The following is a 15,645-nucleotide window of genomic DNA, read 5'->3' as shown; positions in this document are numbered from 1 at the left end:
CTCATGTTGGCCCTGTTCAAGATAGGCAATCGCCAGGTTGTTGTGGGCCACCGCAAAACCGGGCTCGAGTTCAAGGACCTTCAGGTTAGCTTCGATGCTCTCGTCAATCAATCCTTTCATAAGATAGGCGTTGGCCAGGGTGGCATACGCTTGCAGAAAGTTGGCGTTAAAAGCGATGGCCTTCCTAAGAGCCCGGATTGCTTCATCAACTTCTCCTTTTTGTAAATGTACAAATCCTATGTTGCCCCAACCTTCGGCAAAGCCGGCCCGGGCCTTGATCGCCTGCTGGTTGTATGCCATGCATCCGTCAAGATCCCCCCGCTGCAGGCAAAGCCCTCCTAACTGGACATACGCTTCAGCCAGGTTCGGACTGCAATAAATGGCTTCCTTAAGCTCTTTTTCAGCCTCATCATACTGTTTCAGCCCCAGCAGGCCCACAGCAAGATTATAATGCGATGTTCCGCATTCCGGGTTGGCGGCGATGTTGGCTCTTTGATGAGCGATATATTCATTCACATTTTTTGCTTTTGTCATCATAACATCCTTTAATAGCTGCTTTTAATGCAGCGATGCCGCCGTTTCAGTAAACCCTATCGTTGCATGAATAATTGTAAAACAGTTTTTTGCCCTGAATCTTTTGATAAGTCAATCTTTTTCCCCGGCATATATCTTTTTGCTTGACATAAGATTTCATTTCCTTTTACTTTTTCTTTATCAGTTAAGGTTTATGGTTTCGTAAAAAGTAAAATGTTTAACTTTCTGCGTAAAGGGGGTCGTTATGATCAAAGGATGCTTCACAGCCATTGTTACACCGTTTAAAAAAGGTGCCGTAGATTATGAGGGCCTTGGCAAGCTCTCGGAATTCCAGATTAAAAACGGAATCGCCGGCATCTTGGCCGTGGGAACCACCGGTGAAAGCCCGGTTCTGTCATGGGACGAACACAACAAGGTGATTGAAAGCGTTGCCGGAAAAACCAGCGGCAAATGTATGTGCATTGCCGGAGCCGGCAGCAATAACACCAAAGAATCTCTGGCAGGGGCCAAGCATGCGGTTGAAGTTGGCGCCGATGCTGTTTTGCTGGTTGATCCTTATTACAACGGCCCCAGTTCCCTTGAAATTCGTAGAGAATATGTCGGACCGGTTGCCACCGCATGCCCTGACATGGAAATCATCCCTTATGTGATTCCCGGCCGAACCGGCGCGCAGCTGCTGCCCGAAGACCTGGCCCTCCTGGCCAAAGAATTCGATAATGTCAACACCGTGAAAGAGGCCACGGCGAACCGCGACAATATGAAAAGAACCCGCGAATGCTGCGGGGCGGACTTTACAATCTTGTCCGGCGATGACGGCATGACCCTTGAAATGATGACAAATTCCCAGATCAAAGCAGCCGGGGTTATATCTGTGGCTTCCAACGTTGTCCCCGGAGCCGTAACTGAAATGGTACAGCTGCTTGAACAGGGTGACCTGGAAAAAGCCAAAAGCCTGGAGGAGGCCCTCGCACCCCTGTTTGGTTTAGTCACGGTTAGTACCATGGAGAAGACACCTTTTGGCGAAGTGGTCTGCCGGGCCCGCAACCCCTTGGGCATAAAAACCCTGATGTCTGTTTTGGGTATGCCTTCCGGAGGGTGCCGCCAACCACTGGGGAAAATGACCCAAAAAGGTCTCGACAAAGTCCTGGAAGCAACTCGCAAGGTACAAGTCAATAATCCGGAATTGCTGCAGCCGATAGCCGACTTTTTCAACGTCGATATTGATGAGCGTTTAGAAAATCCGTCAAGCTGTCAAGGGCTCGTTTATGAGGAATACTAAGTCCGCCCCGGTGTTTTTTTATAGCGGTTTCCATAAATATGTTCCGATTGATTCGCTTCGGGGTAATGTCCGTTGTCCGTATTATAGGATAGAAACTGCTGCAAATTCAAGCATATATGAAAGCGCCGTCGTTGAAACCTATGCTTGATCTAAGCATTTAAAAATGCGAATACAACAGACCGCGGACAATGGACTACGGACACAGGTCGTTTTTGTAATGTTCGTTTTTACGCGCTTTTATTTGTGAGTTCTTGCCGATTTAAACAAAATTATCCGGCGGCGGAAACGGAATGTGTTTGTGAGAACCGCTATAAAACCAAAAAAACCTCCTTGCCCATGGGCAGGGAGGTTTTTGGGCAGTTACAACAGCAAGAGCTACTTTTTAAGCGTGGCCGCACCATCTTTCAATTTAAAACCACCGTCTTTATACAGCACCGATTTCAACCATTTTAAGCCGAATTCCAACAGTGCAGTTTCGTCGGTTTTGATCTTTGCAACCGTCTCGGGGTCAACCTCGTAGCGGTCCAAGAAAGAACTTTCAAAAACAAATCGCCGGAATTGATCAATATTGTAACTGGCTAAGAAAAACATCTTTTTGCTCTCTTCGATGAGCTTGAGGTTCGGTGGAAAAGATCGTTTGCGCACCACAAGATCGGTCCACCCGGCATTGATCTCATCATGGATATCAACCCCTTGATCCTGGCGCCATTCCGACACTCTCCATTCCTGGTCTTCTTCAAATCCCAGGCAGTGCGGTTCGTTCACAAAAAAATAGAACTCCTCGTCGCCGGCCTCAGCCTTGTGGCTTAGCGAAGCCACCCCGATAGGATAATAACGGCACGTTGTAGGTCGGTCCTCGTAGACGATGCACCCGTCTTTTCGTACAAAAGGGCACGATTTTTGATCGTCATCCAGCATCCTCAGGGTGACCATCGGCAGGTCGGTTTTTTCAAGCAACCGGGGTACCGTGTATAAGCGCAGGAATTCTTCGGATGCAAACTGCAAACGCCCCTTGAGGCGGATAATGTCGTAAGGTGTCAATACTATATTAATGTCCCGGCAGCATTTGGTGTAACACGTTACCTCTTTATGGCATTTAAACCTGAATTTGCTGTCGGGTCCAAACCTGACGGGCGCCACGTGCGCCATTCGGTCGGTTGTCGTCATTGTATCTATTTCCTTTCATTGTTATTAAAAAATAGAGCCCGGACTTCTCACATGCTCTCTGCATACTAATGCTTTTGGCAAGAAATGCGGGTTAGGGCTCTTCTTACTCAAACCCAAAAACGTTGTCAATATAAGTCTTGATTTTGCCTGTGTAAATACTGTATCAGCATAAGGATATCTTTTTATAACGGATCTATAACCCCATATTGGTGCTGGCTTGTCCAGGTTAGGAACAATTCAATGTCAAAATTGACTTGCTCGGAATTTAAGAGCGGGCGTCGTTTTGTGGGGCGCCTTCCACACGGTCAGGATTTGATCAAATCGATTGAGACTTTCTGCGGGGAAACCGCCGTTTCAATGGCAACGTTTTCGGCAATCGGTGCGGTTACTTCCGTTACCTTAGGAGCCTATGATCAAAAACAACAAGTTTATGTCACTTATGCAAAAGAAGCCCCCTTAGAAATCGTAAACTGCACGGGCAATATTTCTTTAAAAGACGGCCTCCCCGTGGTACACGCCCACATTCTTTTGGCCGACATGCACGGAAAAACCATTGGCGGACACCTTTTTTCCGAAACCATCATTTATGCCGGAGAAATCGACCTTTTGGAGCTGGCCGGCAAACCTTTGGAAAGGGCGTACGACACGACCACGGGACTCATGCTGTGGAAGGGGTTGAGTTGAGCCAAGCGGACAGACCGGGCTGTTTGCCCGCCTTTGTTTCAAAAATGGAAAAAGCCGGCATTCATCCGGTTGTTATTGACTCTTTTGCGTACTATTACGCACAAATTCTTGCCGGAGAAACCGGCCTGATCTCTCGCCGGGACATTGAACCAGTAGCTTCAGGCGAGGTGCAAGATGCAAGTCATATCAAGCAATATGCCGCGGCCGGCAAACAGGCCTTAAAGCATGCCGTCATGATAAAACTCAACGGCGGCCTCGGTACGAGCATGGGGCTTACCGGAGCCAAGTCTCTGCTGGAGGTAAAAAACAGCGTAACATTTCTTGAAATAATGCTCCAGCAGGCCGCACGGCACGACGTAAAGCTGGCCCTGATGAACAGTTTCAGCACCCACCAGGACACCTTGTCCGCCCTGGACAGGATGAAACCTTTTGCCCCACCCTTGTTGTTTATGCAAAACAAGTTCCCCAAGGTTGTGCAGCCAGACTTTTCTCCTGCGACCTGGCCCCGGGATCCGACCCTGGAGTGGAATCCTCCGGGACATGGCGATATTTATGCCGCCATATATACATCCGGAACGTTAAAACGCCTTATTAACCAGGGGATAATCTATGCCTTTATTTCCAACTCGGACAACCTGGGTGCTACCATGGACACAGCGCTCTTGGGCTATTTTAGCCAAAACCAACCACCCTTTATGATGGAGGTCGCCAGGCGTACGCCGGCGGATGTTAAAGGCGGACATATTGCCAGGCATAGGGACGGGCGCCTGATCCTGCGAGAAGCGGCCCAGTGCCCACAAGATGAGCTCGATGCTTTCCAAGACATAAAGCTATATGGCTTTTTCAACACCAACAACATCTGGATAAACCTTCAAGCACTTGCCAAGCTTATCGAAAAACATGGTGCCGTCAAACTTCCCCTGATAAGAAACCCTAAAACCCTCGACCCCAGAGACAAAACCAGCCCCAAGGTGTATCAGGTCGAAACTGCCATGGGTGCCGCCATATCGCTTTTTGAGGGTGCCACCGTAATTCAAGTTCCGACCTCCCGTTTCTTTCCTGTAAAAAAATGCAGCGATCTTTTGGCGATTCGGTCGGACCGCTTTGTCTTCTCAAAAGACAAGCTGCTGACAATGAATCCTGCGGTTGGTTCTCGGAGGATAAAAATAGACCTAGACCCGCGATATTACGGGAAAATCGACCTTTTTAATCAACGATTCAGCCAACACATTCCATCGCTGGTCAAGTGTGATGCGCTTAAAATCCAAGGAGACGTACGCTTTGAAAGCAATGTAAGCATCAAGGGGCGGGTTGTTATCAAAAACAATAGCTCAAAACAGGTGGTTGTCAGAGAAGGGACGATTATAGACGAAAATGTGGCCTTTAATTAGTGTTGACGATTATCCTCTTCTATATATTGCATAATACTTCAACACTCTCTTAACAAACGCTTCCGTCTCTTTGATGGGCGGAATGCCTTGATAGCGCTCAACGACGCTGGGGCCGGCATTATAAGCGGCCAGGGCCAACGGCAACTCTCCGTTAAAACGCTTAATAAGCTGTTTTAAATACCGCGCGCCTCCCATTATATTTTCCCGTGGATCAAAAGGGTTTTTTATTTTTAGCTCCTTGATATTGGCGGGCATAATTTGCATCAATCCTTTAGCGCCGGCACGCGAAACCGCCTCGGAGTTGAAGTTCGATTCGGTTTTGATCAGCGCTTTGAGCAGGGAAAAGGAAACCCCCTGTCTTTTGGATGCTCCCGTTATCAAGTGATCGTATTGATTGGTGGTGTAACTCAACGGTCCGGCAGATCTTTCCTTAATATAGACGGTATATTGGGCTGAGGTGGGAACGTTGGTGAAATGAAGCACCCCCTGACTATCGATGTAGGAGTATATGTCCGCACAGAGAGGTATAACCGCTAAAAACAGAACAAAAAGCGCGGATAAAACTAGAACTTTAACTGGTGCCCTGGTAAACATCTGGTCCATTGTATACTTCTATAGCTTCATTGGACGGTTTTCTCAAGTTTCTTTTTTTTATCTTTGGCCTTCATTGCGGCGGTTAAATCTTGTTTGATTTGTGGCTGAAGTTTCATTTTGCTCCTTCAGATATAGATTTTAATTGTTCGCATACTAAACGATCCGTGGGAAACGCCATTTCTGCAGGGAAGGCGCCACATCCCCCGGTAAGAACCTTGTCGTTTTACCAGAAGTAATTCGTGGTTTTTAAGCAAAACAACGGCCACTCCAACCATAGGTTTGCGATAATGGACCTGTTGGCACGCCTCACAATCCGAGCGCTTTTGGGGCCCCTTGCTTCCGGCCTGCAAGCGACCGCCACAATACGGGCAGAACTTAAATTCCCCCCGGTGAAGTTTGGCCGCATGGTCCAGACAGTCACCGTAATAGGGACAAAAAAGATTTCTACTTCCATTATTATGAACCGGATGGGGGTTTTTGTCCATACTTCATGTTGGATTTGTCTGAATTTATCGCTAAGGACTGCGATCATGCTGTATGCTGCCCATAAGCCTTAAATAAGGTCTGAATTTATCGCAAATAGGGTGTTTTTTTTGAAGAAATGGGGTGTTCGGCGTATTTGCCTTAGCGCTGCGGGCCGTTATATTAATTGAACAGCAAAAGTCTTTTTCCTGATAAAAGGAGCAGAAACATGTTAGAAAATTCCAATCCGGTTCAAGTCAAAGGTGAAAAAAATGTCTTCTGCCCGCATTACCGTAACTGTCTAGACCATGCGAGCAAAAATCACTGGGAGTATTGGGCGTGTCAGGATTGCCGCCACAGCAAGACAGCGGAAGCTGTTGCCGATGTTCTGTTATCACCGCAAAACGCCGATTTGTACCACTCGCTGTCACCGTCTCTGAGTCGCAAGGTCAGACAATTTTCAATGTAATTGCCGGTGCTTTATCCTGTCCGTTTAAGGCTCGCCTTTTTATAAGGCCGCCTGTCGTAGATATCCAGGTCTCGAGACTTTTGAAAAGAGAGACGTCCTGCACGATGTAGTAATAAACTCTTAAAAGGTTAAGGGCCCTTCCAAGAATTTGGACTGGCCCTTATTTTAGAAACGAACCGTGGAAAACCAAGATAGACCTGCTGATTTTAAGCTTCGAGTGCCTGGCGATCAGCCATATCCATCAGAACTCTTTCTCTGGCCTTGTCGATGCCTAATTCCTTGCGCTTCTTATCAATATGGCCAATCATCTTGTGGGCATGCTTAATGGGATCCGGCTCACAGTCCCACATGCCGCCGTAAATATTTTCCAGTTCATTATACAGATAATCTCTGAACTCGGGCGCGCCGTCTAAGGGCATATGATATCCAAAGACCGTGTAGATGCCGGAGGCCACAAAATACTGGCCGATGGCGATGGCCTTTTCGCTCATCCACTCAGGCGCACTGCCGGCCGCAGGCAGATCACGCAGATCGTTGCCGAGTCCGCCGGCCTTGACCATCTCGGTAGCCGCCAGCAGAATACGGCTGTTGTCCACACAGGAACCCAGATGCAACACCGGCGGAATCCCCACGGTTTCGCACACCTCGGCCAGGCCCGGTCCACAGAAGACCTGGGCGGTTTCAGGCGTCAGCAAGCCGTGCGTCCCGCAGGCGAGGGCACTGCAGCCGGTGGTTAGAATCAGCACGTCGTTCTTGATCAGTTCTTTAATTATCGTAATGTGTCCCTCGTTGTGTTTGGTGCGGGCGTTATTGCAGCCCACCACCCCGGCAACACCCCGGATGCGGCCGTTGATGATATTGTCATTCAGCGTATAATAAGAACCCCGGAACGTTCCACCCAGATGGTACTCAATCGATTCCACACCAAAGCCGGCGATCTGGATGGCCTTGTGTTTGGGGATCATAACTTCGGCTGCACGATTCTTGAAATTGTCGATGGCCATCTTAACGATTCGTTTGGCGTCTTCCAGGGCATGATGCTCGTCAAACTCGATATGCACCACATTGTCTTGTTCCATCTTGGCGATAGGATGGGTGGTAATCAGCTTGGTGTGAAAGCATTTGGCAACATTGGCTAAATTCTGGAATACACACTGAACATCAACCACCATAGCATCACAGGCCCCGGTTATTATTGCCAGCTCCTGCTGCAGAAAGGTGCCGGCCGGTGGAACGCCGTGGCGCTGCAAGAGCTCATTGCCGGTACAGCAGATGCCCCCTAATTGAATCCCCTTGGCGCCTTTGGACAGGGCATACTCTACCATGTCTTGCGATTGGGCGGCGGCTACGATCATTTCGGAAAGCACCGGTTCGTGGCCGTGAATGATAATGTTAACATGGTCTTCCTTCATGATGCCCATATTGGCCTCGGACTGCAGCGGAGACGGCGAGCCGAACATGACATCTTGGAGATCGGTTGCTATCATGGCACCGCCCCAGCCGTCGCACAGGGCCGTGCGGGTGCACTGTTTGACAATGTTTTTGTAATCCTGGTCAACCCCCATGGTGGTGCGGTGCATCGTCTCCACGATTTCACGGTCAATATTGCGGGGAAGCTCCCCCAGTTTTTTCCAGCGCTCGTACAGCGGTGCCGGGGCCCGCTTCGGATAAGCCAGGTTGCCTTCGGGCTTGCCCCATTCAGCCAAAGCCTTTTCAGCCACCTCCAGGACGATTTCATCAAAATCGCGGTCAAGCTCCTCGCCGTCCACTTCAACCGTGGTGTCCACACCAAAGTGAGGCGCGATCTGCAAAAGCTTGCCGGGATCTTTTATTTTATAATCTTCGGTCTCTTTACGTGCCACCGCCAAAAAAACCTCGGCTACACTGCGCCCGTGGTCTGAATGGGCTGCGGTACCCGCTGCCACCATGCGGGCGAAATTGCGAGCCGCAATGGTGTTGGCAGTGGCGCCGCAAAGCCCTTTACGGGTATCCTCGCCCTCAATTCCAGCTTTGGGCAGGGGCAGGCGGCACGGTCCCATGGCACAATTTTTACAGCAGGTGCCCTGGGCTCCTATATTACATGGTTTCATGGTGGCGGCCCGGTCAAAGACGGTCTCAACACCAAGGTCCTGGGCGCGAATGATCATTTCCTGGGTTGCCGGACATATTGATACAGCCGTAGCATCAGCTACTTTTTTGGGCTTGCCGGTTTTGGTTGTTTTTATCTCAGACATACAAAAGCCTCCTTTTTAGGTCTATTTAATGTTGTTTCACTTTTACAAATTGACAGCGAGCAGAAAACCTGCTATTAGTAATTATTACTGTTTTTATTAGCAGGCTTGACCTTTTGTTGTCAAGCCCTTTAATAAAAACAGTAATAATTTTCGAGCTCGTATGTTTTTAAGAAACACAGGAAAGGATCGCCGGGCTTTGGAGAAAAAACAGGTGCGCCGGATGACGCCCCAGCGGAAAACAATTTTAGCGGTTTTGCGCCAGGACAACGCCCACCCCAGCGCTGATGAAATCTATGATTTAGTGCGCAAGCGTCTTCCCAGCGTAAGCCTCGGTACAATCTATAGAAATCTGGAGCTCCTTTCCGGGTCGGGTGAAATTCAAAAACTGGCGATCGGCGGCACCATAAAGCGTTACGACTGGAACCCGAAGAAGCATTACCATATTCGCTGCCTGCGTTGTGGGCGCGTGGACGATGCGCCGATAGCGCCGTTAAAACAACTTGAAAATGAGCTTTACGGTGCCACTATTTATACAATCATCGGACACACGCTCGAGTTTGAGGGGCTTTGTCCGGCATGTTCAAAGCAAGCCGAGCCTGTCTGACCAACCCGAACTTCTCGTATCGAGACCTTTGAAAAATTGAACATTTTTCAAAGGTCTCAGATTGAAAACCTTAAGCATAACCGCGCGTAGTCACATTTCGGACAACTTTTAAAAGGTTTCACATTAACGACCAAATTTCTATCCGGTGTCCTTCGGGATCAAACAAATAAAACACCTGCGCTCCCCAAGCATGTTCTTTGATCGAGCCCGGAGCCAAACCCTTATTGCACAATAACTCCCGGGCCTTATGGATATCGTCCGTTTGAAAGGAGAGCGTAATGCCTGCACCTTTGTTGCTGTTAATAGTTGCTTTGCTTTCGTCGGCAACGCTTAAACAGGCCCTGTCGTTCACCTTGAATTCCACAAACCATTCGGTTTCAAAGCTTATTGGCAATTTTAACTCGTCTTTATAGAAAGCTACTGTCTGGCGCCACTTTTTACAATAAAGTATCGTGTTAAAGGTTCTTATAGCTAGTTTTTGTGTCATAAATTAAAACATTATACTTGAAAATGTCGCTCTGTCATTTGCGTTTGCCTTGCAAATTAGTTGGCGCCCATCCATAAAGACATTTGCGCACTGCGTAGTTTCCAATTCATATGCGATTCACAACGGCACAGGAAATTGTCCCTAATTTATCTTTCGAGCCTTTTTTCGTCTTTAAATCCGCCGCATATGCTTCGGGAAACGTCTCTTTTATTGCTTTGGCAATTCCGGCGCCCATGGCACATTGACAGTTGCAACCATGGATGATTACATCAAACTCCTTTTGCAAAGCCAGCTTTATCAGGTCGCCTTTTACAACCTTCATTTACCCCCCCCTGTGATAAACAGCTCCATGAGCCGCACCCGGTGGCCCTACCCGAGGAATGCCGCTGCCTTTAGTTCTTCCTCAAACAGCTTTATGTTCGCTTCAAGCATGCTTCCTTGCATCAAATCATTCATGGCCTGTAGATAGTGTTCTTGTTTGACGTTGGGTATCAGCTCGTGTTTGTCGATATGCGCCAACACAATGACGTTCTGCATGCGAGCGTCTTGGAGGTCGTCTTTAAACACTTTTATCTCCCTGATGCCGCCTTTTTCACACTGGCGGGCGATGGTCTCTTCGCTGACCTGTTCCTTGCGGTTGAGGCGCACATCCAGCGGCTGCCAGACCGTATCGTAATAGATGAGGATGCCGCCGTCTTTCAGTGCTGTCTGCACTCCCCGGAGGGCTTCGTGGCGCTCGAGAGCGACAACCAAATCGGCTTCTTGCTCTAAAATTAGCGGAGAATATACCCTTTCACCGAATCTCAGGTGGGAAACCACGATCCCGCCCCTTTGGGCCAGGCCGTGGGTATCGACCGCTTTAACTCTCAGGCCGGCATGGTCTGCGCCCCTTAGCAGTATTTCGCTTAGAAGGCCGATCCCCTGGCCCCCAACCCCCGTTAAATATATGTTGAATGCCTTCATGGCTCACCTCTTTTAGTTTCCATTCGGCCAAGACCTTTTTTCACTATTGCAAAATTGTTTGGCTAAACCGCCTCGGGTTTGGTTATCGCCTCAGACGGACAGGTCTGGAGGCAGGACCCGTCGCCGATACACAGGTCCGGGTTGATGACGATGCTGCCGTTGTCCGTCCTGGTAAATGTGGGACAGCCGAACCTTTCGATACACTCGTAAATTCGTTGACATTTTTCCTGGTCGATATCAACCCGGCGGGCCTGGTGCCCGGGTTTGCGGCGCTGCTCCCGGGTGAACTTGAGCATGCACGGATGCCTGGCGATGACGACACTGAACTCGTCGATCTCCATAGCCTCTTTTACCATTGCAGCCAGTTGGGACTGTTGATAGGTGTCGATCTCCCAGACGTGCTTGATCCCCAGCCCTTCCAGGGTCTGGCGCAGCGGGATTTTGTCTGCCGCTTCGTTAAAATTTCTTCCCGAGGCGGCATGGTCCTGATGGCCCGTCATGGCGGTGGTGCCGTTTTCCATCAATATCAAGGTGATCCTGTGTTTGTTGAACAGGGCGTTGATAATCCCGGGCAGGCCGGCATGGAAAAAGGTAGCGTCCCCCAGAAAAACGACCACCCTGCGGGTGTCATTAAACAAGGACATCCCGGAACCGATAGCGGTCGAAGCTCCCATGCACATCATTAATTCTCCGACTTGATAGGGCGGCAGATACCCGAGGGTGTGACAGCCGATGTCCGCAACCGTAATGTCTGTATTTTTGAGCGCCTTTTTGATGGCGTGAAACGCACTGCGGTGCCCGCACCCCGGACACATCTGCGCCGGTCGTGCGGGCACATCGGAAATCGCTACACTATGAACCTTCCTGTCCGGCAGCATGTCGGGCCAGGTTTTTTTAAGAACCTCGTACACCTTGTCCGGCGTGTACTCGCCGATCCAGTCTTCTGTATCGATCTTGCCGATTATTTTGGAGGCAAGTTGCCGATCATAAGCCAGCAGCTTGATCTCTTTTTCAACGACATTGTCGAGTTCTTCTAAAACCTTTACTTCTGCATGCGTCTCGAGAAACTCTTTGATTAAGTTGCCGGGGATCGGATAGACCACCCCCAGCTTTAAAACATCAGGCTTAACATCTGCTCTTTCAAGAACGTCCATCAGAGAAAGAAACGGCAGGCCCATGGTTATGATGCCGCGGTTTTTGTTGCCGTGATCAACGACCTGATTAAGCGGCGACCGGTTGGCGTAGTCTTTTACCTCATCAAGGCGCCGCAGGGCTCGGCGCTTCATGGGAAAAACATCCGCGGCCATGGGGATATAGGGGCCGTTTTGAGCGTCAAACCGCGGCGTTTTATCCAAAGCTCGTGGTACCCAGCCCTCAAACTCGACCTTTTCTTTGGCATGACAGACATGCGTGGTCAGCCGTAAAATGATTGGCATACCCTTTTCTCTGGAAAGCTTCGCCGCCTCTTTGTAGAATGCATATACTTCTTGCGGTGAGGCCGGCTCCAAAACCGGCGTGTAGCTTAAGCAGGCATAGTGCCGGTTGTCCTGCTCGTTCTGGGAAGAGTTGGCCCCCGGATCATCGCCCAGAACCACAATCATGCCGCCGATGATGTTCATGTGGTTAAGCTGGACAAAGGTATCGGAAGCAACATTCAGCCCCACGCTTTTGAAGAATACGGTCGACAAATGCCCGTTGACGGCGGCACCATAGGCCACTTCCGTGGCCACTTTTTCGTTGGTTGAAAATTCAAAATAAAACGGCCGTTTTTCCTGGGGGATGGCCCTGATGGCCTCGGCGATTTCCGGGGTCGGCGAGCCGGGGTAAGAGGTAATAACCCGCGTATATGACTCGATCATGGCCCGCACCAGAGCCGTGTTGCCCATAACGATTTCTGAAAAAGGTTCCTTTTTCAGCAATAGCTCTCCAAGAGTTTTCATGATGGCACCCCTTTGCCAGATTAGCTTTGCGGTCTTGATGCCGATACCCGGCACTTGGCAGAAGGTATTGTTAAGCATTTTTGGTTGTTAAAAAAGTTTGTTTCTCTAGGAACCTAAAATAGTTTTAGTTGCGCCGGCCCTTTCTTTTTTTGTGTCTTTTGGACCGGTTTTTCGTGTTTTCTGAGGCGCTTTTCGATTTCAGCAACAAACGGAGAAATCGTCCTTTTTTCGGTTTTGCCGTAAATCCTTCGTTTGGCGGCACAGGTCAGATACAATTGCTCTTTGGCGCGGGTCATGGCAACATAAAAAAGCCGTTTTTCCTCTTCGAGGTCTACCCGCCCGGTTCCGGGTTGCCGCAGCGGAACAAAACCCTCTTCGCAACCGGCAATAAACACAACCGGGAATTCAAGACCCTTGGCGGCATGCATAGTCATCAGCACCACTTTTTCGACCCGGTGTGCATAAAAATCGGTGTCGGTCTGCAGGGCGGTCACGGCCAAAAATTCTGCTTCATCCTCGCATGTTTGCGCAATTTCTATCAGATGCTTCAATGCTTCAAGTTTCTCTGCCCCCTTAGGCAGAACTTCTGTCGGTCTGGTTTCTTGAGCAAGAAACAACAGCTTTTTCTCAAGCGACATTCCCTCGGTCTGCTTTTTGATGGCCTCGAGAGAGTCTAAAAAACCATTTAGCCGTATTTGGCGGGCCGTGCTCAGGCCTTGCGCGGGAAGCCGGCGGGCGTTGAACAGAGCCTCGACCGTTGTATAGCTGTGTTGATAACTCCACTGTTTAAAAATTTCCATGCTCTGTTTGCTGACACCGGACCCTTTTGGTTTGGCGATCCGTTCAAGGTCGGCCAAATTGCCCGACCCTTCAATAATTTTTAATAATGAAATCCATTCTGCCGCGCAGCTTTTTATTAAAATATTATCCCTGTTTACAGCCTGATAAGGTATGCCTGCCTTTTCAAACACTTCTGAAAAAATGCTCCCCTGGGCTGCTGTGCGGAACAACACCGCAAAATCGGAAAAACTTCTCATAACTGTCTGGTGCTGCTCGGTAACATGGCCGAAATAAAGAGAGTGAAACCCTATTCCGCCGACGGATTGTTCGATGATTTTGCCGACTGCCACGGCTTCAGCTCTTTCTGAAGCAGTTTCAACAATATTTATATGTTTGGCTCCTTCGCCCTGAGAATATATCCGGGACGCGGACGAAGCGTTTTTCCGGGCGGTTACAACTTGATATGATGCATCTAAGATTGTCTGGGACGATCTGTAATTTTGGAGTAATTTAATAACCGCGGCATCCGGATAGTCCGCTATAAATTTTTTAAAATGCTTGATATCCGAGCCTCTAAACCCGTAAATTGACTGGTCTGGATCTCCGATTACAAAAATATTTTGGCCGGCCTCGGCCGGTGGAGCCAGGGCTGTGACAATACAGTATTGGCCGTAGTTTAGGTCTTGATACTCATCCACGAAGATAAACCTGAAAAGGGCCTGATATTTTTTTATAAATGGTTGATTGTTCCGAAAAAGTTTTACGGTTTTGAATATCAAATCCTCATAATCGCAAAGCCTTTGGATCGACAACAGTTTCTGATAGGTTTTGTATACAGCCGAAAGAATCTGTTTTTCCAAACCGGCAACAACGCCAAGATCCTCTTGGGGTTCGATGATTAGTTGTTTGGCCGTTATAATACCGTCGAGCAGTCTTTGGGGTTTTACGGCAACACGCATGCCGGTCCTCTCGACATATTTGATCGCATCTAAAAGTATGCTTTTGCGGTCATGGTCATCAATAATCATGTATGGCTTTTTGTAATGTTCTTTTAATAGTTTAAAACACAAACTGTGGAAGGTACCAATAAAAGGAAGTGGTTTTAAATCTCCCGTCAATTGCGCGAGCCGGTGCCGCATTTCCTTGGCCGCCTTATTGGTAAAGGTGACCGCTAAAATATTTTGCGGCAAAACTCCCTTTATCAACATCAAATACGCAATCCTTTGAGTAAGGGTGAGGGTTTTGCCGGTACCGGGGCCGGCGACGATCATCAACGGGCCTTCTTGATGTTCAACCGCTTGGCGTTGCTCGGGATTCAAGTCGGACAGACCGGTTGTGTCTGTTTTGCCTTTTATGTCCGGGCGCGAAATATGTTTTTGTGGTTTGTTGATTTTCTCGCCGATCACCTTTTTGGTTTTCCGCCGGGCCTTTTTGAGTGTGGATTTTTTAGGGGCGCTGGTTCTTTTCGGAGTCGTTGAATCTTTGTCCGGAACAGCAAAAAGTGTTTTTTGACCTAATAATTTTTCGCGTTCGTGTGAACCAAAAACTTTTATCCTTCCAAATTCTCCGTCGTACCCGGGCAACACCTCCACCTCGTTGCGGCGCATCCTTGCGATTGCCTCTCCCAGCAAAGGCATGCCGGCCGTTTCAATGGTTTTAATTTTTAGTGTATTTAAAATGCTAATTTCGGGGCCCAGCTTCTCCAGCAGCGCCTTATAATTACCCATAACTTTTTTACTTCCCGGGCCGACCTTTAAAATTTCCGACAAGATTTCTACAAGGGGAATAATACTATAAAAAGGGTGATGCCTTGCAGGCTTAATGCCCTCCGGGCGGTCCGCCAATTCCTCGACACGATACAAAACCCCCAGGGTTAGGGGTTTGTCGCAAACCGGACAAATACCATTTACTTTTCTTGTTTTTCCCGGCCACAATCTAATATCGCATTTGCGGTGCCCGTCTAAATGATATTTACCCTCTTGCGGATAAAATTCATACGTCCCCATAAAATGATCCGCATCGCCCGTCTTTAAAGCGGATTTTATAGCTGAATAAGA

The 15,645-nt window shown here is 48.8% G+C and carries 15 protein-coding genes; 5 read left to right on the top strand and 10 right to left on the bottom strand.

The features are described from left to right. Nucleotides 1-537, bottom strand: a 537-nt coding sequence (locus tag V3S16_RS03335; RefSeq protein WP_413883256.1) for a tetratricopeptide repeat protein, incomplete at its 3' end; no start/stop codon positions are given. A gap of 241 nt (nucleotides 538-778) precedes the next feature. Between V3S16_RS03335 and dapA the strand changes: the two genes are divergently transcribed. Further along, nucleotides 779-1,813, top strand: a complete 1,035-nt coding sequence (gene dapA, locus V3S16_RS03330) for a 4-hydroxy-tetrahydrodipicolinate synthase (RefSeq protein ID WP_413883255.1) — start codon at nucleotides 779-781, stop codon at nucleotides 1,811-1,813. A 375-nt stretch (nucleotides 1,814-2,188) separates the two neighbouring features. On the opposite strand, the gene V3S16_RS03325 is transcribed toward dapA, so the two are convergent. Next, nucleotides 2,189-2,980: a YkgJ family cysteine cluster protein gene (locus V3S16_RS03325; RefSeq protein ID WP_413883254.1), complete on the bottom strand. Its 792-nt coding sequence runs from the start codon at nucleotides 2,978-2,980 to the stop codon at nucleotides 2,189-2,191. A 240-nt stretch (nucleotides 2,981-3,220) separates the two neighbouring features. Here V3S16_RS03325 and V3S16_RS03320 point away from each other — a divergent pair, with 240 nt between their 5' ends. Both V3S16_RS03320 and V3S16_RS03315 read left to right on the top strand, forming a co-directional pair. Next, nucleotides 3,221-3,664, top strand: coding sequence for a PPC domain-containing DNA-binding protein (locus tag V3S16_RS03320; protein WP_413883253.1), 444 nt, complete (start codon nucleotides 3,221-3,223; stop codon nucleotides 3,662-3,664). Next, entirely contained in the window at nucleotides 3,661-5,055 is a 1,395-nt protein-coding gene (locus V3S16_RS03315; protein ID WP_413883252.1) for a UTP--glucose-1-phosphate uridylyltransferase, read from the top strand. The genes V3S16_RS03320 and V3S16_RS03315 overlap by 4 nt, the downstream gene beginning before the upstream one ends. Nucleotides 5,056-5,064: 9 nt before the next feature. On the opposite strand, the gene V3S16_RS03310 is transcribed toward V3S16_RS03315, so the two are convergent. Together V3S16_RS03310 and V3S16_RS03305 are read right to left on the bottom strand one after the other, a co-directional pair. Further along, entirely contained in the window at nucleotides 5,065-5,658 is a 594-nt protein-coding gene (locus V3S16_RS03310) for a transglycosylase SLT domain-containing protein (protein ID WP_413883251.1), read from the bottom strand. Nucleotides 5,659-5,774: 116 nt separating this feature from the next. Continuing rightward, the gene (locus V3S16_RS03305; RefSeq protein ID WP_413883250.1) at nucleotides 5,775-6,134 is read right to left on the bottom strand and encodes a hypothetical protein; all 360 of its coding nucleotides are present in this window, start codon (nucleotides 6,132-6,134) and stop codon (nucleotides 5,775-5,777) included. Between the two features lie 206 nt (nucleotides 6,135-6,340). Here V3S16_RS03305 and V3S16_RS03300 point away from each other — a divergent pair, with 206 nt between their 5' ends. Continuing rightward, a complete protein-coding gene (locus tag V3S16_RS03300; protein ID WP_413883249.1) occupies nucleotides 6,341-6,580 on the top strand; it encodes a hypothetical protein in 240 nt (79 codons plus the stop codon). A gap of 206 nt (nucleotides 6,581-6,786) precedes the next feature. Here V3S16_RS03300 and cooS read toward each other — a convergent pair whose 3' ends face one another. Next, entirely contained in the window at nucleotides 6,787-8,814 is a 2,028-nt protein-coding gene (cooS, locus tag V3S16_RS03295; RefSeq protein ID WP_413883248.1) for an anaerobic carbon-monoxide dehydrogenase catalytic subunit, read from the bottom strand. A 160-nt stretch (nucleotides 8,815-8,974) separates the two neighbouring features. Between cooS and V3S16_RS03290 the strand changes: the two genes are divergently transcribed. Further along, on the top strand, nucleotides 8,975-9,418 hold the full coding sequence (locus V3S16_RS03290; RefSeq protein ID WP_413883247.1) for a Fur family transcriptional regulator: 444 nt from the start codon (nucleotides 8,975-8,977) through the stop codon (nucleotides 9,416-9,418). 118 nt (nucleotides 9,419-9,536) lie between these two features. Here the strand turns inward: V3S16_RS03290 and V3S16_RS03285 are convergent, their stop codons facing one another. The 5 genes from V3S16_RS03285 to V3S16_RS03265 form a co-directional block, all read right to left on the bottom strand. Further along, entirely contained in the window at nucleotides 9,537-9,905 is a 369-nt protein-coding gene (locus tag V3S16_RS03285; RefSeq protein WP_413883246.1) for a VOC family protein, read from the bottom strand. Nucleotides 9,906-10,011: 106 nt separating this feature from the next. After that, a complete protein-coding gene (locus tag V3S16_RS03280; protein ID WP_413883245.1) occupies nucleotides 10,012-10,227 on the bottom strand; it encodes a hypothetical protein in 216 nt (71 codons plus the stop codon). Between the two features lie 47 nt (nucleotides 10,228-10,274). Next, nucleotides 10,275-10,868: a 2-oxoacid:acceptor oxidoreductase family protein gene (locus V3S16_RS03275; RefSeq protein ID WP_413883244.1), complete on the bottom strand. Its 594-nt coding sequence runs from the start codon at nucleotides 10,866-10,868 to the stop codon at nucleotides 10,275-10,277. A 62-nt stretch (nucleotides 10,869-10,930) separates the two neighbouring features. Beyond that, nucleotides 10,931-12,886, bottom strand: a complete 1,956-nt coding sequence (locus V3S16_RS03270) for a thiamine pyrophosphate-dependent enzyme (RefSeq protein ID WP_413883243.1) — start codon at nucleotides 12,884-12,886, stop codon at nucleotides 10,931-10,933. A gap of 35 nt (nucleotides 12,887-12,921) precedes the next feature. After that, nucleotides 12,922-15,645 (bottom strand): UvrD-helicase domain-containing protein (locus V3S16_RS03265; protein WP_413883242.1); only part of this gene is annotated, 2,724 nt, incomplete at its 5' end.

The sequence above is a fragment of the Candidatus Desulfatibia sp. genome (assembly GCF_036446775.1).
In the GTDB taxonomy this organism is placed as follows: domain Bacteria; phylum Desulfobacterota; class Desulfobacteria; order Desulfobacterales; family UBA11574; genus Desulfatibia_A.
This window is presented reverse-complemented; position numbering and strand designations above follow the sequence as displayed.